We start from the raw sequence: 19,689 nt of genomic DNA on the forward strand, positions 1-19,689 counted from the left end.
GGCTGGTGTTTTTTTATGTCTGTTATCTGTTGCTCAAAATGATACGAGCACACTAACGGTAAATATGCCGTCGTGTTTAACCAATCCATCCGGTACTTTGTCGTAGTACTGTAAGTTATGGCTTAACTTAAGAGCGATGTTATCGGTGATGTTGTTCGTTAACCCCACATCACTGGTATAAGTGGTGTTACTGTCACCGGTCACCACTGTAACGTCAGCATAGAAGTTGAGGTTTTTTCTAATTACCCATTCATTGCGAACATTGAAACGAATGATCGGCTCTTGAATTGTTTCGTCAAATACCACGTCGTTGGAGTCTATTTCATCCACGTTTGGCTCTTGGTAACGATAACCAGGACCTAATTCAAATTCCCAAGTGACCTTTTCAGTGTGCATCAATTGGTAACCCAAACCGGCTGAGAAAGTATAATCTTTAAAGTAGGCGGTATAGTTCGAATCCGTTCCTTTAAAACTGCTGTATAGGTAGTGTTTAGGTCCAAGCTTATAGTCACTTTGCAGCGAATAGTCCGATTTTCGTTTATCTTTATACGTTTCACGAACTAATTTATAGAGCTTCCATTGCCCTGTCGTTCGGTGACGACCTTCGGTGTAGCTGGCTTGCAGCAATGTATTGAGCGCTTCGGTATTGGTATTGCCAGAATGGGCTTGGTAGCCGAGTTCGACCTGTCCTTCCCATGGTGACGGTACTTTTATGTCCTTACTTTCGGTCGCTTCGGTTTGGGGTTGGGCAGTGTCTTCGGCGCAAGCGATGCCAGAAAGCAAAATACCAACACTAAAAAGCCAAAATTTGGACACTAAGAACCTCTGATATTCGTGTTTAACTAAGAGAATGATAGGGTTTGTATGGTGAATATTAGTCAAGCCTAGGTTAATTCTGCCTGAGAACCCACAAACTTCTGATCGGGTAATTACAAATTATCTAATACCGCTATAATAAGCGGTCATTAAAGCGTTACAGAGTGAAGTCATGGCTGAACCACGAACTGAAAATCGAAACCGTAAACCATCTGATGCACAAGTTGATGCTATCAAAGTACCACCGCATTCTATTGAGGCAGAACAGTCTGTCATCGGTGGTTTGTTGTTGGACAATGAACGTTGGGATACTGTCTCTGAGCGAGTGGTAACACAAGACTTCTACAGTCGCCCTCATCGCCTGATTTTTGATGCGGTGAAATCTATCCTAGAAAATAGCGACCCCCTAGATCTTATTACGCTTTCTGAGTTTTTGGAACAAAGAGAGCAACTTGATGATGTGGGTGGTTTTGCCTATCTTGCCGATCTAGCTAAGAATACGCCAAGTGCGGCAAACATCAATGCTTATGCTGAGATTGTGGCAGAGCGTGCTTTGGTTCGTAACTTGATTGGTGTAGCAAATGAAATCGCTGATGCGGGTTACGATCCTCAGGGGCGCTCCTCAGAAGATTTGCTGGATATGGCGGAAAGCAAAGTGTTTGCTATTGCTGAAGCACGCACTTCAGAAAACGAAGGTCCACAAAGCGTTGATACTATTCTTAATAAGACGCTAGAGCGCATCGAACTGTTGTATAAAATGCCACAGGATGGTGTGACAGGTGTCGATACTGGGTTTACTGATCTAAATAAGAAGACCGCAGGTTTACAAGGTTCAGATTTGGTGATTGTGGCGGCTCGTCCTTCTATGGGTAAAACCACATTTGCCATGAACTTATGTGAAAATGCAGCCATGTCTCAAGATAAGCCAGTACTTATCTTTTCTCTAGAGATGCCAGCGGATCAGTTAATGATGCGTATGTTGGCGTCGTTGGCTCGTGTGGATCAGACTCGTATTCGTACCGGGCAGTTAGATGATGAGGATTGGGCGCGAATCTCTTCTACTATGGGTTTACTCATGGAGAAGAAAAACATGTTTATTGATGACAGTTCAGGTTTGACTCCAACCGAAGTTCGTTCTCGTGCGCGTCGTATTGCACGTGAACATGGCGGTTTATCCATGATCATGGTCGACTATTTGCAGTTGATGCGTGTACCGTCTTTAGTCGATAACCGCACACTTGAAATCGCAGAAATATCGCGTTCATTGAAAGCATTAGCGAAAGAGTTGAATGTGCCTGTTGTGGCGCTATCTCAGTTGAACCGTTCCTTGGAGCAACGTGCAGATAAACGCCCTGTAAACTCGGATCTGCGTGAATCTGGCTCTATCGAACAAGATGCCGACTTAATCATGTTTATCTACCGTGACGAGGTATATCACCCTGACAGCGCTTTAAAAGGGACGGCTGAAATCATCATTGGTAAGCAACGTAACGGTCCTATTGGTTCGGTGCGTCTTACTTTCCAAGGTCAATTCTCCCGCTTCGATAATTATGCTGGACCAGCATTCGATGATGAGTAGTACTATGCAATACAAACAGGCGGCCACAGCGCACATTGATTTAGATGCGCTGCAATTTAATTTGGGCAAAATTAAGCAACAGGCTCCTAACAGTAAGATCATGGCTGTCGTAAAAGCGAACGGTTATGGTCATGGATTAAGAGATATTGCCCAAAATGCGAATGTCGATGCCTTTGGTGTCGCACGAATTGAAGAAGCATTACAGCTAAGAGCATGTGGTATTGTAAAACCGATTCTGTTGCTCGAAGGTTTCTATTCTCCGGTTGATCTTCCGGTTCTTACCACTAACAACATTCAAACAGTCGTTCACTGTGTTGAGCAGTTGGAAGCTTTAGAGCAAGCAGAGTTGGAGCACCCCGTATCAGTCTGGTTAAAGATTGATAGTGGTATGCATCGTCTTGGGGTTAGACCCGAGCAATACCCTGACTTTGTTCGCCGTTTGAAAGCCTGTCCGAATGTTGTTAAACCACTGCGTTATATCAGCCATTTTGCTTGTGCTGATGAACTCGATAATTCAATGACAACTGAGCAGATTTCACTGTTTCGTCAATTGACGGATGATGAACAAGGTGAGCGCTCTATGGCGGCATCGGCTGGATTATTGGCTTGGCCAGAAAGTCAATTTGATTGGGTTCGTCCGGGAATAATCATGTACGGTGTTTCTCCATTCGTTGAGAAAAATGCTGCTGATATGGGGTATCGCCCAGTGATGACTTTGAAGTCACATTTGATTGCGGTCAGTGATGTAAAAGCGGGAGAGTCCATTGGTTACGGTACGATTTGGACTAGCCAACGTGATACACGCATTGGTGTCATTGCGATTGGTTATGGTGATGGTTACCCAAGAACGGCTCCAAGTGGTACACCTGTGGTAGTCAATGGACGTGTTGTCCCTATCGCAGGGCGCGTTTCAATGGATATGCTGACGGTGGATCTTGGTCCAGATGCTCAAGATAAAGTCGGTGATGAAGCGATTTTATGGGGTGAGCAGTTACCAGTTGAGGTTGTCGCTTCTCATATTGGTACGCTAGGTTATGAACTCGTAACCAAACTTACCGCACGAGTTTCAATGTCTTACCATAATAAAGCAGGCCAATAGGCCTGCTTTATTCATTCTCCTTGGAGAGTCGCGATAAGACGTCTTTGACCGCCTAAGTCTCGATGCTCCCCAAGGTAAATGCCTTGCCATGTACCTAAAGCTAATTTTCCGTGATGGATAGGGATGGTCACACTGGATCCCAGTAGTGATGCTTTAATATGAGCGGGCATGTCATCGTCACCTTCATAGGTATGCTGAAAGTAAGACGCTCTTTCAGGTACGACGTGATTAAAGTAGCGCTCCATATCACCACGCACGGTAGGGTCAGCATTCTCATTGATGGTGAGACTTGCCGATGTATGTTGGATAAATAGATGCAGTAATCCAACCGAGATCTTCTTTAGATCAGGCAGTTGCTGTTCGATATCGCGCGTAATTAAGTGAAATCCACGAGGATAAGCGGGTAGCAGGATAGTGTGCTGTTGCCACATGGTGAGCTCTCCGTAGGCTATTGTTTGTTCGACAGTATAGCGTTATGGTGGGCGGGGAGCGATTGCAATATAATGGACCGATTCCTATGGGTTACTGACTTAACTCAATGTGGAGACGAGGGAGCTAAGTCATACTCGGTGGTCGAAAACGTATTACTAAGCTGTGACCTTTTAGATCACGGTATTTTTTCTTTTTTTAATCGGGGATTCCCAAAGTAGCTTGCTACCGAAGGAATAAGACCAACTGCTATATCGGGATAGATACCATGCTAAAAAATATCAATCCAACGCAAACTGAAGCTTGGAAAGCGTTGACTGCGCATTTTGAAACTGCGCAAGACATGAACTTAAAAACATTGTTTGCTGAAGACAGTGAACGCTTTGCAAAATTCTCAGCTAGCTTCGGTTCTGATCTGCTAGTGGATTATTCAAAAAACCTTATCAACGAAGAAACGATGCAGCACTTGTTTGCTCTTGCAAACGAAATTGATATTAAAAGTGCTATTAAAGCGATGTTCAGCGGCGAAAAAATTAACCGTACTGAAGATCGTGCTGTTCTTCACACTGCACTTCGTAACCGTAGTAATTCTCCAGTGTTTGTTGACGGGCAAGATGTGATGCCAGCAGTCAACGCTGTGCTTGAAAAGATGAAGTCTTTTTCTGAACGCGTTATTTCTGGTGAGTGGAAAGGTTTTACTGGTAAGGCAATCACTGACGTAGTGAATATCGGTATCGGTGGTTCAGACTTAGGTCCTTACATGGTGACTGAAGCGCTCGTGCCTTTCAAAAACCATCTAACCATGCATTTCGTTTCTAACGTCGACGGTACTCATATTGCTGAAACGTTGAAAGGTGTTGATCCAGAAACCACATTGTTCTTGGTTGCTTCAAAAACATTTACCACTCAAGAAACGATGACGAATGCGCATACTGCTCGTGATTGGTTCTTGAAAGCAGCAGGTGATGAAGCTCATGTGGCAAAACACTTTGCCGCTCTATCTACCAACGGTAAAGCAGTTGCTGAATTCGGTATCGATACAGCAAACATGTTTGAGTTCTGGGATTGGGTTGGTGGCCGTTACTCTCTATGGTCTGCAATTGGTCTATCTATCATTCTTTCAATTGGTTTTGACAACTATGTTGAGTTACTAACGGGTGCACACGAAATTGATAAGCACTTTGTGGAAACTCCACTTGAGCAGAATATTCCAGTGATCTTGGCTCTGATTGGTATTTGGTACAACAATTTCCACGGTGCTGAAACTGAAGCTATCCTACCTTACGATCAATACATGCATCGTTTCCCTGCTTACTTCCAACAAGGTAACATGGAATCAAACGGTAAATTCGTTGATCGCAACGGTAACGCTGTGACTTACCAAACCGGTCCAATCATTTGGGGTGAGCCTGGTACTAACGGTCAACACGCTTTCTATCAGTTGATCCACCAAGGTACTAAAATGATCCCTTGTGACTTTATCGCTCCAGCGAAAACTCACAACCCAACTGGCGATCACCATCAAAAACTGATGTCTAACTTCTTCGCTCAAACAGAAGCGTTAGCCTTTGGTAAATCTGCAGAAACTGTTCGTGCTGAATTGGTGAAAGCAGGTAAATCAGAAGAAGAGATCGCGGCACTAGTTCCTTTCAAAGTCTTTGAAGGCAACCGTCCAACCAACTCTATTTTGGTTAAAGAGATCACTCCTCGTTCACTAGGTAACCTAATTGCGATTTACGAACATAAGATCTTTGTTCAAGGCGTCATTTGGAACATCTTTACCTTTGACCAGTGGGGTGTTGAGCTAGGTAAACAACTAGCTAACCAAATCCTGCCAGAATTGGTTGATGGCAGCAAAGTAGCCTCTCACGATAGCTCTACTAATGGTTTGATTAACGCGTTTAAACAACTGCGAGCTTAAGATAATAAGAGCCCAACTATGTGGGCTCTTATTACAATTCATACAGAACCAATAAAAAAGCTGATGGTCGGTGCCATCAGCTTTTTTGATTCTAACAAAGGGGATGAAGAGCGTTATTCAAAACAGATTTCAATAAACGCATTACCCCATTGAGATGCGAACGGCATCAGGATAATTGAGCCTTCGCACTTATGACGAATCGTATGACCTCTTCCTGATACCACAACTGGGGTTGCCATATCAAAATCGAATCCACTTTCGGCCAAAATACGCTTCGCGCCACCCGTTACCATGTTGGTGATTTCACCCACCATGTCGGTCACTTCTTCATTAATGCTGCTAGGGCGTTCACCTAACATGTTTTGCATAATTTCAAAGGCTAAGCTTTCGTCAAAGGTAATCGACATAGAGCCTCTGGTTTGAGGGCCAACCATGCCTATCAGTCCGGAGATATCTCCCCGAGCGATCTCATCTTTCTTCAGACGAGGTTTTTGTGGCTTCAATTCTAGGGAAGCCATAGTTTTTAGCACATTCATTAATGAAGCTAAAAACGGGTTCACAAATTCAGCTCGCATAACCTTCTTCTATTCGTTTAATCCATTATTTAGAGGAGCATGACTGGCAAACACCATGTGACTCAATGACATGGTTCTGAATGGTAAAGCCGTGCTTCTCCGCATTTTCTTCCAATAGAGCTACAAGAGTATCATTTTGCAGTTCAATAACGTTACCGCATTTGTCACATATCAATAGATGTGAGAAGTGCTTGTGAGCGTTACAGGAACAGCATGAGATAAAACTATTGGTAGACTCTACTCTATGAATAAAGCCTTGCTCCATTAAAAAGTCGAGTGCACGGTAAACTGTAGGTGGCTTAGCTTGAGGTTCACTCTCTTTGAGATCTTCAAGAAGCTCGTAAGCACTAGACGCTTTTTTACTGGAACAAATCAGCTCAAAGACACGCTTACGTTGTGTAGTAAGTCTAACGCCTCTTGCTGCACAGATTTCTTCAACTTGCTGAGTTAGCTTTTTGTCCAAATTTATCACCATTGCTGTTGGACTCTAGTAATCATATACCATTTCACGATGAATATCGTTTCGCATTAGAGAAATAGCAGAGCTTTATTCAATCACTAACATCGATATTCTCATCGATAAGGGCAAATGGAGTCACTTTGATGATCGAACAATACCATTTATCAGTCAATTACGATATGACTAAAGTTATATGCTGTCACAAGGTTGTGATGGAATGCCGCTCTCAAACAACGTTACCAGTAGTGAAGAGTGATATTTGTTCTGCACGAGCGATGTTCAGTGTGTATAATTCGCCGATGATAAAGGTGCCTAGGCACTTTTGAGAGTTTTTGAGTAGCGATGATCTAAAAGCTTTTTGAGCATGATGATCCTCCCTAAAAGTGAATAATTGAGGTACATCAGTGTCAACACCTGATATTACGAAAGACTTTGTTATGCAGCGATTGTCTGTTGCGCCAATGCTCGATTGGACGGACCGTCATTGTCGTTATTTCCACCGTCTAATGACGTCTCAAACATTGCTGTATACCGAGATGGTAACGACGGGGGCAATCATTCATGGCAAAGGCGACTTTCTTGCGTATAACGAGCAAGAACATCCGCTTGCTTTGCAATTAGGTGGTTCTAACCCAGTCGATCTAGCGCACTGTGCTAAGTTAGCTCAAGAGCGTGGATACGATGAAGTGAACTTAAACGTAGGTTGTCCCTCAGATCGCGTCCAAAATGGTCGCTTTGGTGCATGTTTAATGGCTGAAGCAGAGTTGGTGGCTGAATGCGTTGCGGCGATGAAAGCGGTGGTCGATATTCCTGTCACGGTGAAAACTCGTATCGGTATTGATGATTTGGACTCTTATGAGTTTCTGACCAACTTTATCGCAACAGTGGCCGATAAAGGTGGTTGTGAGCAATTTACTATCCATGCTCGTAAAGCGTGGTTAAGTGGCTTAAGTCCAAAAGAGAATCGTGAAATTCCGCCTTTGGATTACCCACGTGCATATCAAATCAAACAAGACTTTCCACAGCTGACGATTGCTATTAACGGTGGTGTGAAAACGCTCGAGGAAGCCAAAGAGCATCTGACGCATCTAGATGGTGTGATGATCGGTCGTGAAGCGTATCAAAATCCTTATATTTTGGCCCTTGTAGACCAAGAGATTTTTGGTTTGAACACGCCAGTGAAGAAACGCTCTGATATCGTCAAAGAAATGTATCCGTACATCGAGGCATGTTTATCTAATGGTAGTTATTTAGGGCACATTACTCGTCATATGTTGGGTATATTCCAAAATATGCCAGGGGCACGTCAATGGCGTCGACATATTAGTGAGAATGCCCACAAGCCAGGAGCTGGTATCGAAGTGTTAGAGCAAGCCTTGGCGAAAATTCCTTACCAAGAATTGGATGTGTGATCTCGATTCATAAAATATTGAATGTATAAAAAGAAGAAGCCAATCCCATTAAGGGATTGGCTTCTTCTCATTTAGAATGCGCTTCTACAAAAATATGACTGAGAACAGAATTAACTGTTCCAATAAAGAACGTTAGAGGGCGATTACATGTACGCGGCTATTTTTTTATTTTCCTTTTTTGCAACGCTTTGGAGCTTGGGGATCAGTAAGTTAAACTTGATGCTCTCTTTGGCTGTTGCACTAGCGGTAGTGTTTCTACTCAGTATGTTAGGCACAGTTTTTAAAATTTTGCCTTGGCTCATTTTGGTTTGTGCGGGCATATGGCTATATCGCCGCTATGGGAGAGCCTGATCGCATAATCTCTTATCACGCAGCAGCTCACTTTCTTTTCACTATACTGGTACTTAGATACAAGGAACAGTAACTAAAGAAAGCATGGAGTTCAGTGATGCATAAATTCTATGTGCACTCTATTTTTTGGATACCTTTATTGTGCTCTTCTCCTGTCTGGGGGGCTGATAGCTTTTACTCTGGACAAGTAGGAACCGATGTTTGGATGGCAGAAACAAAGGGGGCGGGTGAGGAAACTGATCCCTCCAATGTGCCCTCTTTATATATCGCGTTTGAACATCAGTTTCCTGTTCTGCCAAACCTAGCTTTCCATTACACGAATTTAGTTGAAGACGATGTTGCTTATGATCGTTATAGCTACCTATTTTACTATCATGCTTTAGATACCGATTTGTATCGCTTGGATACAGGGATTAACGTATCTCGCTTCAAAGATGGTAAGTATATTGGTGTTAACCAACAGACCTATCATTTCAATGCGACAACTGTGACCTTTCATGCGTATGCGCAGGTAGCGATTCCTTATACTTTGCTCGATGCATTTGCAGAAACCGATATAGCTCATTTGGGGGGCGATAATTTACGGTATCGCGATACGTCTCTCGGAGTTCAATGGCAAACGCCAATCAACATGGGAACGTTAGTATTACGAGCAGGGTATCGAGAAGCAAAGGTGGAGTTGAATGACAGTGATATACCTAGTGTCTTAAGCGATCCTGAATCAATAAAATCGTCAGGTTGGTTTGTCGGTGTGCGGGTCGTTTTCTAGTTCGACACAACAAGCCTTGAATTAACTATTGTTGCTTTTATAAATAAACTGGATTTTATTGTCGACCTAGACCATCTTTATTCTAACAGTGCTGGTGGATAGGGTGGGCAAGAGATGACGATTACCGAACTTAGATCGCTGTTTCAAGATAAGCAGCTTATCGAAGCAATTATCGAACCTTCTACTCAAGATGGCGCTTGGATTGTTGAGTTTCGCCATCAGCGAGGCGGTTTTGTCTTGTTAACCGATGCGACCGGCAGCGAATGTCAATACGACAACTTGGATTTGGCATCTGAATCAGCCATGGCTGTGGGTTTTAATCAGGTCAGGGTTGAATCACGCGAATTTTGATTTACAAGTTTATTTCTTCCAAAAAGTTATAAAACATACCTATCTATTCTTTCTTGTTATTTAGATGAGTGGTTAATCTATCGTCACGCAATGAATATGGAAGTCGTGACAATGTCTTCAGGAAACACCACATCAAAAGAAATAGCTGGTCTAGCGAGTCCTCTAAATGATTTGCAACTTAATCAGTTGCAACAAACCGTTTCGCAACTCTCATCGACACAATTAGCGTGGGTGAGTGGTTATTTTTGGGGATTAAGTCAATCGTCGAACGTAGCGATTGCACCATCTACTCAAGCCGCTGTAACACCAGCTGGCAAACTCACTATTATTTATGCGTCTCAAACTGGTAACGCAAAAGGCGTAGCTCAAGCGTTAAAAGAACAAGCTAGTACCGCTGGTATTCCAGTCTCTCTTGTAGATGCAAGTGATTATAAAGGTAAAGACCTAGCGAAAGAGACCCACGTTATCATCGTTTCATCAACCAATGGTGAAGGTGAAGCTCCTGATAATGCGTTAGCTCTGCATGAATTTCTTCAATCGAAGAAAGCACCTAAGTTACCGAACCTACAATATGGCGTGTTGGCTCTAGGCGATTCTAGCTATGAGTTCTTTTGTCAAACGGGTAAAGACTTCGACTCATTCTTAGAAAAACTGGGTGCAAAACGTTTTATCGATCGTGTCGATTGCGACGTTGATTATGATGCGCCAGCACAAGAGTGGTCGGCTAAAGCGATCGCTGTGGTAAAAGAAACATTGGCAAGCGCTGCTCCAAGTATCGCTACCGCTTCTGCTACTCAGAGTGAGACTCACTCGGAATACACTAAACAGAAACCGTTTAGTGCTAGTTTACTGACGAATCAGAAGATCACTGGTCGCGATTCAGGTAAAGATGTGCGCCATATCGAAATTGATTTATCTGATTCAGGCATCCGTTACCAGCCCGGTGATGCACTTGGTGTTTGGTATGAAAACTCTTCTGAGTTAGCGAATGAAATTCTCAGTGCGGTAGGCCTTTCTGGTGTGGAAAGTGTCGATGTGGATGATGAAAGCTTATCTATCCATAGTGCACTTGTGTCTAAGTTCGAAATTACAGCTGCCAACCCTCAATTTATCAATAAATTGAGTGAGCTGGTAGACAATGCAGATTTACAAAAGCTGGTGGCTGATAAAGACGAGCTTCGCGATTTCGCGAGCAAAACTCAGATTGTGGATGTACTACATCAATATCCAGTGACGCTTTCTGCTGAGCAGCTTGTCTCTTTATTACGTCGTTTAACTCCACGTTTGTACTCTATTGCATCAAGCCAAGCTGAAGTCGATGAAGAAGTTCACCTAACGGTCGGTGTGGTTGAATACGATTATGACGGCAAAGCTCGTCAAGGCGGCGCTTCCAGTTATTTAAGTCACCGTCTAGAAGAGGGTGATAATGTTAAGGTGTTCATCGAACACAATAATAATTTCAAATTACCTGAAGATGATAATGCTCCAATCATTATGGTTGGTCCTGGTACTGGTATTGCTCCGTTCCGTAGCTTCATTCAAGAGCGTGATAATCGTGGCGCGAGTGGAAAAAACTGGTTGTTCTTTGGGGATAGAACCTTTACGCAAGACTTCCTATATCAAGTCGAATGGCAGAAATATCTGAAAGATGGAGTTCTCTCTCGTCTCGATGTGGCCTTTAGTCGTGATCAACATGAAAAAGTCTATGTTCAACACCGAATTCTTGAAGAGGCGAAACAAGTTTGGCAGTGGATTCAAGAGGGAGCGTATATCTACATTTGTGGTGATGCGACTCGTATGGCCAAAGATGTTCACGATGCATTGATCACTGTAGCCAAACAAGAAGGCGGTTTTACTCAGGAACAAGCTGAGGAATACCTAAATGAACTGCGTAAAGCGAAACGTTACCAAAGGGACGTATACTAATGAGCATTAATCCAGAAACCAAAGTACAAGAAGTGTTAGGCGAGGTGCTTGGTCCACTTGCGGATAATGAGCGCTTTAAAGGCGAAAGTAACTTCTTACGCGGTACAATTGAACAAGATTTACAAGACAGAATTACGGGTGGATTCACTGCGGATAACTTTCAGTTAATTCGTTTCCACGGGATGTACCAACAAGATGACCGTGATATTCGTGCTGAACGTGCGAAACAAAAACTTGAGCCGCTACATAATGTGATGCTACGTGCTCGTATGCCAGGTGGTGTCATTAAGCCTGAGCAATGGTTAGCGATCGATAAGTTTGCTGCTGAGCACACTATGTATGGAAGTATCCGTTTGACGACGCGTCAAACCTTCCAATTTCACGGTGTGCTTAAACCAAACATTAAGATGATGCATAAAATGCTTCATCAAATTGGGATTGATTCTATTGCCACAGCAGGGGACGTTAACCGTAACGTGCTATGTACCACTAACCCAGTAGAGTCTGAGTTACATCAAGAAGCTTATGAGTGGGCGAAAAAGATCAGTGAGCATTTGCTTCCAAAGACGCGTGCTTATGCTGAGATTTGGCTAGATGGTGAAAAACTAGAAGGACCAGATGAAGAGCCTATCTTGGGTAGCACTTATCTACCTCGTAAGTTCAAGACAACCGTTGTTATCCCGCCACAAAATGATGTGGATGTTCACGCGAACGATTTGAACTTCATTGCGATTGCTGATAACGGCAAGCTGGTGGGCTTTAACGTTCTTGTTGGTGGTGGTTTGGCGATGACTCACGGAGATACATCAACGTATCCACGCCGTGCTGATGAGTTCGGTTATATCGCTTTAGAAAATACTCTTAAGATTGCCGAAGCTGTCGTAACCACACAACGAGATTGGGGTAACCGTTCCAATCGTAAAAATGCGAAAACTAAATACACATTAGACCGTGTCGGTATTGATGTGTTTAAAGCAGAAGTTGAGCGTCGAGCGGGTGTTCAATTTGAAGCTATTCGTCCATATGAATTTACTGGGCGCGGTGATCGTATCGGTTGGACGAAAGGTATTGATGGTAAATACCACTTAGCTCTGTTTATCGAAAATGGTCGTTTGTTGGATTACCCTGGCCGTCCACTGAAAACAGGTGTCGCCGAAATTGCGAAAATTCACCAAGGTGATTTCCGCATGACAGCTAACCAGAACTTGATCATTGCTGGTGTACCTGCTGAGCAAAAAGATGACATCGAACGTATTGCTCGTGAACACGGTTTGATGGATGACTCGGTTTCAGAGCAACGTAAGAACTCAATGGCTTGTGTGGCATTTCCTACTTGTCCTTTAGCGATGGCGGAAGCAGAACGTTTCTTACCTGATTTCGTTACCCAAGTGGAAGGTATTCTAGAAAAGAACGGTCTAGCAAAAGAAGACAATATTATTTTGCGTGTCACTGGCTGTCCAAATGGTTGTGGTCGTGCAATGTTGGCTGAAATTGGTTTAGTGGGGAAAGCGCCTGGTCGTTATAACCTTCATCTAGGTGGTAACCGTGCGGGTACTCGTATTCCTAAGATGTATAAAGAGAACATTACCGTTGATCAGATTTTGACTGATATTGATGAGCTGGTGGGACGCTGGGCAAAAGAACGCCTAGACGGTGAATGTTTTGGCGACTTCACTATCCGTGCAGGCATCATTCAAGAAGTGATCATTTCGAAGAGGGATTTCCATGCCTAATCATCAGCATTCTGTTCCAGAACTCGCTGAGCTGCTCTCTTTATCTAAGGCGGAGCGTACGCTTCGCCTGCAAGAGATAAATGAGTATTTAGAAACATTGACAGCTCAAGGGCGTGTTCGATGGGCGCTAGAAAATTTACCTGGTACTCATGCTTTATCTTCCAGTTTTGGTATTCAGGCTGCAGTTATGCTGCACCTAGTCTCTGTCGAGAAGAAAGACACACCAGTCATTTTGACTGACACAGGGTATCTGTTCCCAGAAACTTATCGTTTTATCGATGAGTTAACCGAACGCTTAGGGTTAAATCTGCAAATATATAAAGCGGAACACTCTCCTGCATGGCAAGAGGCGCGTTACGGTAAACTTTGGGAACAGGGGATCGAAGGTATTGAAAAGTACAATCACATTAATAAAGTAGAACCGATGCACCGAGCGTTGGATGAACTGCAAGTAAGTACTTGGTTCTCCGGTTTGCGTCATGAGCAATCTAAATCTCGTTCTAACTTACCTATCCTGGGAATTCAAAACGGCGTATTTAAATTCTTACCTATTGTGGACTGGACCAATAAAGATGTTCACTACTATCTAAAAGAGTTTGATTTGCCATACCACCCATTATGGGATCAAGGATACTTATCCGTAGGTGATACTCACACGACTAGAAAGTGGGAACCGGGAATGAGTGAAGAAGAAACACGATTTTTTGGTTTGAAACGAGAATGTGGCCTTCATGAAGATGATCATGAACAACATGGTTCTGGTATTTAATAGGAAATGCTCAAAAAAAGAGAAAAGAGGTATGTGATTCACAGCCTCTTTTTTTATTAGTGCTAGTTGATTGTGGATAACTCAGTGGAAAAGATGTGCCTTAGATATGGGTAAAGTGGGATAAATAAAGCTTTGCTCGAGAATGCAGCACTTAACCGTTATTTTTGCAATTTTATGAAAAAAGCGCTTGCCACTGTGAGAGAGATCTCTATAATGCCGCTCCATCGACAGGGCAAGCGCTGACAAGCGTCAGAAGCAAAATGAGTCAAGTCGAAAGGTCAGAAAAAGAAATTTAAAAAGTGGTTGACACTGTTTTGAAAATCGATAGAATGGCCGCCTCTTTCGCTGCGAAGTAACTCGCAAAGTTGAAAGCAAGCTCTTTAACAATTTAAACCTATCAATCTGTGTGGGCACTCGTTGATGATAATCATAGCTTCTTAGGAAGCAACATGGTTTCAATGAACTGAGTGACCAATTAAGTCTTCGGACTTAGCACAGTCAATTTATTCAGTATTCATTGAGCCGAAAAAACTTTTAATTGAAGAGTTTGATCATGGCTCAGATTGAACGCTGGCGGCAGGCCTAACACATGCAAGTCGAGCGGCAGCACAGAGGAACTTGTTCCTTGGGTGGCGAGCGGCGGACGGGTGAGTAATGTCTGGGAAGTTGCCCGATAGAGGGGGATAACCATTGGAAACGATGGCTAATACCGCATAACCTCGCAAGAGCAAAGAAGGGGATCTTCGGACCTTTCGCTATCGGATACGCCCAGATGGGATTAGCTAGTTGGTGAGGTAAGGGCTCACCAAGGCGACGATCCCTAGCTGGTCTGAGAGGATGATCAGCCACACTGGAACTGAGACACGGTCCAGACTCCTACGGGAGGCAGCAGTGGGGAATATTGCACAATGGGCGCAAGCCTGATGCAGCCATGCCGCGTGTATGAAGAAGGCCTTCGGGTTGTAAAGTACTTTCAGCAGTGAGGAAGATGGTGAGATTAATACTCTCATCATTTGACGTTAGCTGCAGAAGAAGCACCGGCTAACTCCGTGCCAGCAGCCGCGGTAATACGGAGGGTGCGAGCGTTAATCGGAATTACTGGGCGTAAAGCGCATGCAGGTGGTCTGTTAAGTCAGATGTGAAAGCCCGGGGCTTAACCTCGGAATCGCATTTGAAACTGGCAGGCTAGAGTGCTGTAGAGGGGGGTAGAATTCCAGGTGTAGCGGTGAAATGCGTAGAGATCTGGAGGAATACCGGTGGCGAAGGCGGCCCCCTGGACAGACACTGACACTCAGATGCGAAAGCGTGGGGAGCAAACAGGATTAGATACCCTGGTAGTCCACGCCGTAAACGATGTCTACTTGGAGGTTGTGGCCTTGAGCCGTGGCTTTCGGAGCTAACGCGTTAAGTAGACCGCCTGGGGAGTACGGTCGCAAGATTAAAACTCAAATGAATTGACGGGGGCCCGCACAAGCGGTGGAGCATGTGGTTTAATTCGATGCAACGCGAAGAACCTTACCTACTCTTGACATCCAGAGAATTTAGCAGAGATGCTTTAGTGCCTTCGGGAACTCTGAGACAGGTGCTGCATGGCTGTCGTCAGCTCGTGTTGTGAAATGTTGGGTTAAGTCCCGCAACGAGCGCAACCCTTATCCTTGTTTGCCAGCGAGTCATGTCGGGAACTCCAGGGAGACTGCCGGTGATAAACCGGAGGAAGGTGGGGACGACGTCAAGTCATCATGGCCCTTACGAGTAGGGCTACACACGTGCTACAATGGCATATACAGAGGGCGGCTAACTTGCGAAAGTGTGCGAATCCCAAAAAGTATGTCGTAGTCCGGATTGGAGTCTGCAACTCGACTCCATGAAGTCGGAATCGCTAGTAATCGTGGATCAGAATGCCACGGTGAATACGTTCCCGGGCCTTGTACACACCGCCCGTCACACCATGGGAGTGGGCTGCAAAAGAAGCAGGTAGTTTAACCTTCGGGAGGACGCTTGCCACTTTGTGGTTCATGACTGGGGTGAAGTCGTAACAAGGTAGCGCTAGGGGAACCTGGCGCTGGATCACCTCCTTAATACGAAAGATTATTGCGATGAGTGTTCACACAGATTGATACGGTTTAATAAAAGAGAGCACCGCGTTAGATTCCTCTGCCCTCAGCCGATTGGCGCAGAGTATATTGTGTCCCGTTCGTCTAGAGGCCTAGGACACCGCCCTTTCACGGCGGTAACAGGGGTTCGACTCCCCTACGGGATACCATCTTTAAGCACATTTGCTTAAGTGTTCTTAAAAATGGTTTCGAAAGAAATCTTTGCTCTTTAACAATTTGGAAAGCTGACAAAACAATGTTTTATTTCATTGAAATAGAAGATTGTTTGTAAAGTTCTCAATTGTCTTCGTTAAGAAGACAAACAAAAACACATTCAAGTGTTCTTGGATTTACTTTTTAAGTAAACCTTTTGCTTCTGCTTTTTCAAAGCAGAGATAAGAGGAAAATTGAGTCCGGCAATATCGAGTCTGCAACATGTATAAAAATGCAGACAACCTTGGTGACTTGTTCATCAACTCGAAACTTTTTTGGGTTGTATGGTTAAGTGACTAAGCGTACACGGTGGATGCCTTGGCAGTCAGAGGCGATGAAGGACGTACTAACTTGCGATAAGCGTAGATGAGGCAGTAAGAGCCACTTGAGTCTACGATTTCCGAATGGGGAAACCCAACTGCATAAGCAGTTATCTTTAACTGAATACATAGGTTAAAGAAGCGAACCGGGAGAACTGAAACATCTAAGTACCCCGAGGAAAAGAAATCAACCGAGATTCCGAAAGTAGCGGCGAGCGAAATTGGATTAGCCCTTAAGCTTATTATGCGTCAGGCGAAGGCTCTGGAAAGGGCCGCGATACAGGGTGATAGCCCCGTAGCTGATAACGCACAGTAAGTGAAAACGAGTAAGGCGGGACACGTGTTATCCTGTCTGAACATGGGGGGACCATCCTCCAAGGCTAAATACTCCTGACTGACCGATAGTGAACCAGTACCGTGAGGGAAAGGCGAAAAGAACCCCTGTGAGGGGAGTGAAATAGAACCTGAAACCGTGTACGTACAAGCAGTAGGAGCCTCCTTTGTGGGGTGACTGCGTACCTTTTGTATAATGGGTCAGCGACTTATATTCAGTGGCAAGGTTAACCGTTTAGGGGAGCCGTAGGGAAACCGAGTCTTAACTGGGCGCACAGTCTCTGGATATAGACCCGAAACCGAGTGATCTAGCCATGGGCAGGTTGAAGGTTGAGTAACATCAACTGGAGGACCGAACCGACTAATGTTGAAAAATTAGCGGATGACTTGTGGCTAGGGGTGAAAGGCCAATCAAACTCGGAGATAGCTGGTTCTCCCCGAAAGCTATTTAGGTAGCGCCTCGGACGAATACTACTGGGGGTAGAGCACTGTTAAGGCTAGGGGGTCATCCCGACTTACCAACCCTTTGCAAACTCCGAATACCAGTAAGTACTATCCGGGAGACACACGGCGGGTGCTAACGTCCGTCGTGAAGAGGGAAACAACCCAGACCGCCAGCTAAGGTCCCAAATTATAGCTAAGTGGGAAACGATGTGGGAAGGCTTAGACAGCTAGGATGTTGGCTTAGAAGCAGCCATCATTTAAAGAAAGCGTAATAGCTCACTAGTCGAGTCGGCCTGCGCGGAAGATGTAACGGGGCTAAGCTATAAACCGAAGCTGCGGCAATGCGATTTATCGTATTGGGTAGGGGAGCGTTCTGTAAGCCGTTGAAGGTGAGTTGTAAAGCTTGCTGGAGGTATCAGAAGTGCGAATGCTGACATGAGTAACGATAATGGGGGTGAAAAACCTCCACGCCGGAAGACCAAGGGTTCCTGTCCAACGTTAATCGGGGCAGGGTAAGTCGACCCCTAAGGCGAGGCAGAAATGCGTAGTCGATGGGAAACGGGTTAATATTCCCGTACTTCTTACAATTGCGATGGGGGGACGGAGAAGGCTAGGTGGGCTTGGCGACGGTCGTCCAAGTTCAAGTGTGTAGGTTGGGTGTTTAGGCAAATCCGGACACCTAAGACTGAGACACGATGTCGAGCACCTAAGGGTGTGAAGTCATTGATGCCATGCTTCCAGGAAAAGCCTCTAAGCTTCAGATTGTAAGGAATCGTACCCCAAACCGACACAGGTGGTCGGGTAGAGAATACCAAGGCGCTTGAGAGAACTCGGGTGAAGGAACTAGGCAAAATGGTACCGTAACTTCGGGAGAAGGTACGCTCTCGACGGTGAAGTCCCTTGCGGATGGAGCTATTGAGAGTCGCAGATACCAGGTGGCTGCAACTGTTTATTAAAAACACAGCACTGTGCAAAATCGTAAGATGACGTATACGGTGTGACGCCTGCCCGGTGCCGGAAGGTTAATTGATGGGGTTAGCGCAAGCGAAGCTCTTGATCGAAGCCCCGGTAAACGGCGGCCGTAACTATAACGGTCCTAAGGTAGCGAAATTCCTTGTCGGGTAAGTTCCGACCTGCACGAATGGCGTAATGATGGCCACGCTGTCTCCACCCGAGACTCAGTGAAATTGAAATCGCTGTGAAGATGCAGTGTACCCGCGGCTAGACGGAAAGACCCCGTGAACCTTTACTACAGCTTGGCACTGAACATTGAGCCTACATGTGTAGGATAGGTGGGAGGCTATGAAGCGAAGACGCCAGTTTTCGTGGAGTCGACCTTGAAATACCACCCTTGTATGTTTGATGTTCTAACTTAGTCCCATTATCTGGGACAAGGACAGTGCCTGGTGGGTAGTTTGACTGGGGCGGTCTCCTCCCAAAGAGTAACGGAGGAGCACGAAGGTGGGCTAATCACGGTTGGACATCGTGAGGTTAGTGCAATGGCATAAGCCCGCTTAACTGCGAGAATGACGGTTCGAGCAGGTGCGAAAGCAGGTCATAGTGATCCGGTGGTTCTGAATGGAAGGGCCATCGCTCAACGGATAAAAGGTACTCCGGGGATAACAGGCTGATACCGCCCAAGAGTTCATATCGACGGCGGTGTTTGGCACCTCGATGTCGGCTCATCACATCCTGGGGCTGAAGTCGGTCCCAAGGGTATGGCTGTTCGCCATTTAAAGTGGTACGCGAGCTGGGTTTAGAACGTCGTGAGACAGTTCGGTCCCTATCTGCCGTGGGCGTTGGAGAATTGAAAGGGGCTGCTCCTAGTACGAGAGGACCGGAGTGGACGAACCTCTGGTGTTCGGGTTGTGTCGCCAGACGCATTGCCCGGTAGCTAAGTTCGGAATCGATAACCGCTGAAAGCATCTAAGCGGGAAGCGAGCCTTGAGATGAGTTCTCCCTGGCGCTATAAGCGTCCTAAAGGGTTGTTCGAGACTAGAACGTTGATAGGCAGGGTGTGTAAGCGTTGTGAGGCGTTGAGCTAACCTGTACTAATTGCCCGTGAGACTTAACCATACAACACCAAAAGGGTTTTG

The 19,689-nt window shown here is 45.0% G+C and carries 14 protein-coding genes, 1 tRNA gene and 2 rRNA genes; 13 read left to right on the forward strand and 4 right to left on the reverse strand.

Features of this window, described 5'->3' with window-relative positions; translation table 11 throughout:
• Positions 1-33: 33 nt before the first annotated feature.
• Positions 34-816 carry a DUF481 domain-containing protein gene (locus tag OCV11_RS01650; protein ID WP_261894616.1) on the reverse strand — a complete coding sequence of 261 codons (783 nt, stop codon included), beginning with the start codon at positions 814-816 and terminating at the stop codon, positions 34-36.
• 172 nt (positions 817-988) lie between these two features.
• Here OCV11_RS01650 and OCV11_RS01655 point away from each other — a divergent pair, with 172 nt between their 5' ends.
• Together OCV11_RS01655 and alr are read left to right on the forward strand one after the other, a co-directional pair.
• Complete coding sequence (locus tag OCV11_RS01655) at positions 989-2,395, forward strand: replicative DNA helicase (RefSeq protein WP_261894617.1); 1,407 nt, start codon at positions 989-991, stop codon at positions 2,393-2,395.
• A 4-nt stretch (positions 2,396-2,399) separates the two neighbouring features.
• On the forward strand, positions 2,400-3,494 hold the full coding sequence (alr, locus tag OCV11_RS01660; protein WP_261894619.1) for an alanine racemase: 1,095 nt from the start codon (positions 2,400-2,402) through the stop codon (positions 3,492-3,494).
• 11 nt (positions 3,495-3,505) lie between these two features.
• Here alr and OCV11_RS01665 read toward each other — a convergent pair whose 3' ends face one another.
• Positions 3,506-3,925, reverse strand: coding sequence for a secondary thiamine-phosphate synthase enzyme YjbQ (locus OCV11_RS01665; RefSeq protein ID WP_261894620.1), 420 nt, complete (start codon positions 3,923-3,925; stop codon positions 3,506-3,508).
• Positions 3,926-4,191: 266 nt separating this feature from the next.
• Between OCV11_RS01665 and pgi the strand changes: the two genes are divergently transcribed.
• Entirely contained in the window at positions 4,192-5,844 is a 1,653-nt protein-coding gene (gene pgi, locus OCV11_RS01670) for a glucose-6-phosphate isomerase (RefSeq protein WP_261894622.1), read from the forward strand.
• A gap of 113 nt (positions 5,845-5,957) precedes the next feature.
• Here pgi and OCV11_RS01675 read toward each other — a convergent pair whose 3' ends face one another.
• Positions 5,958-6,419, reverse strand: a complete 462-nt coding sequence (locus tag OCV11_RS01675) for a chemotaxis protein CheX (RefSeq protein WP_261894623.1) — start codon at positions 6,417-6,419, stop codon at positions 5,958-5,960.
• Positions 6,420-6,444: 25 nt separating this feature from the next.
• Positions 6,445-6,894, reverse strand: coding sequence for a zinc uptake transcriptional repressor Zur (gene zur, locus OCV11_RS01680; RefSeq protein ID WP_261894624.1), 450 nt, complete (start codon positions 6,892-6,894; stop codon positions 6,445-6,447).
• 422 nt (positions 6,895-7,316) lie between these two features.
• Between zur and dusA the strand changes: the two genes are divergently transcribed.
• The 10 genes from dusA to OCV11_RS01725 all read left to right on the forward strand — a co-directional run bounded on the left by dusA (position 7,317) and on the right by OCV11_RS01725 (position 19,669).
• The gene (gene dusA, locus OCV11_RS01685; protein ID WP_261896204.1) at positions 7,317-8,291 is read left to right on the forward strand and encodes a tRNA dihydrouridine(20/20a) synthase DusA; all 975 of its coding nucleotides are present in this window, start codon (positions 7,317-7,319) and stop codon (positions 8,289-8,291) included.
• A gap of 147 nt (positions 8,292-8,438) precedes the next feature.
• On the forward strand, positions 8,439-8,642 hold the full coding sequence (locus OCV11_RS25040; RefSeq protein WP_373332799.1) for an envelope stress response protein PspG: 204 nt from the start codon (positions 8,439-8,441) through the stop codon (positions 8,640-8,642).
• Positions 8,643-8,739: 97 nt separating this feature from the next.
• Positions 8,740-9,411 (forward strand): TIGR04219 family outer membrane beta-barrel protein, encoded by a 672-nt coding sequence (locus tag OCV11_RS01690; protein ID WP_261894625.1) that lies wholly within the window; start codon positions 8,740-8,742, stop codon positions 9,409-9,411.
• A gap of 114 nt (positions 9,412-9,525) precedes the next feature.
• Entirely contained in the window at positions 9,526-9,762 is a 237-nt protein-coding gene (locus OCV11_RS01695; protein WP_261894626.1) for a hypothetical protein, read from the forward strand.
• Between the two features lie 90 nt (positions 9,763-9,852).
• Positions 9,853-11,688: an assimilatory sulfite reductase (NADPH) flavoprotein subunit gene (locus OCV11_RS01700; protein ID WP_261894628.1), complete on the forward strand. Its 1,836-nt coding sequence runs from the start codon at positions 9,853-9,855 to the stop codon at positions 11,686-11,688.
• Positions 11,688-13,421 carry an assimilatory sulfite reductase (NADPH) hemoprotein subunit gene (gene cysI, locus OCV11_RS01705; protein ID WP_261894629.1) on the forward strand — a complete coding sequence of 578 codons (1,734 nt, stop codon included), beginning with the start codon at positions 11,688-11,690 and terminating at the stop codon, positions 13,419-13,421. The genes OCV11_RS01700 and cysI overlap by 1 nt, the downstream gene beginning before the upstream one ends.
• A complete protein-coding gene (locus tag OCV11_RS01710) occupies positions 13,414-14,190 on the forward strand; it encodes a phosphoadenylyl-sulfate reductase (RefSeq protein ID WP_261894630.1) in 777 nt (258 codons plus the stop codon). The genes cysI and OCV11_RS01710 overlap by 8 nt, the downstream gene beginning before the upstream one ends.
• A gap of 535 nt (positions 14,191-14,725) precedes the next feature.
• A 16S ribosomal RNA gene (locus OCV11_RS01715) occupies positions 14,726-16,268 on the forward strand.
• 109 nt (positions 16,269-16,377) lie between these two features.
• A tRNA-Glu gene (locus OCV11_RS01720) sits at positions 16,378-16,453 on the forward strand.
• Between the two features lie 329 nt (positions 16,454-16,782).
• Positions 16,783-19,669: ribosomal RNA gene (locus tag OCV11_RS01725) — 23S ribosomal RNA — on the forward strand.
• Together the 16S and 23S rRNA genes with 1 tRNA gene alongside form the textbook arrangement of a ribosomal RNA operon.
• The last annotated feature ends 20 nt before the right edge of the window (positions 19,670-19,689 follow it).

Source organism: Vibrio porteresiae DSM 19223, from assembly GCF_024347055.1.
GTDB lineage: Bacteria > Pseudomonadota > Gammaproteobacteria > Enterobacterales > Vibrionaceae > Vibrio > Vibrio porteresiae.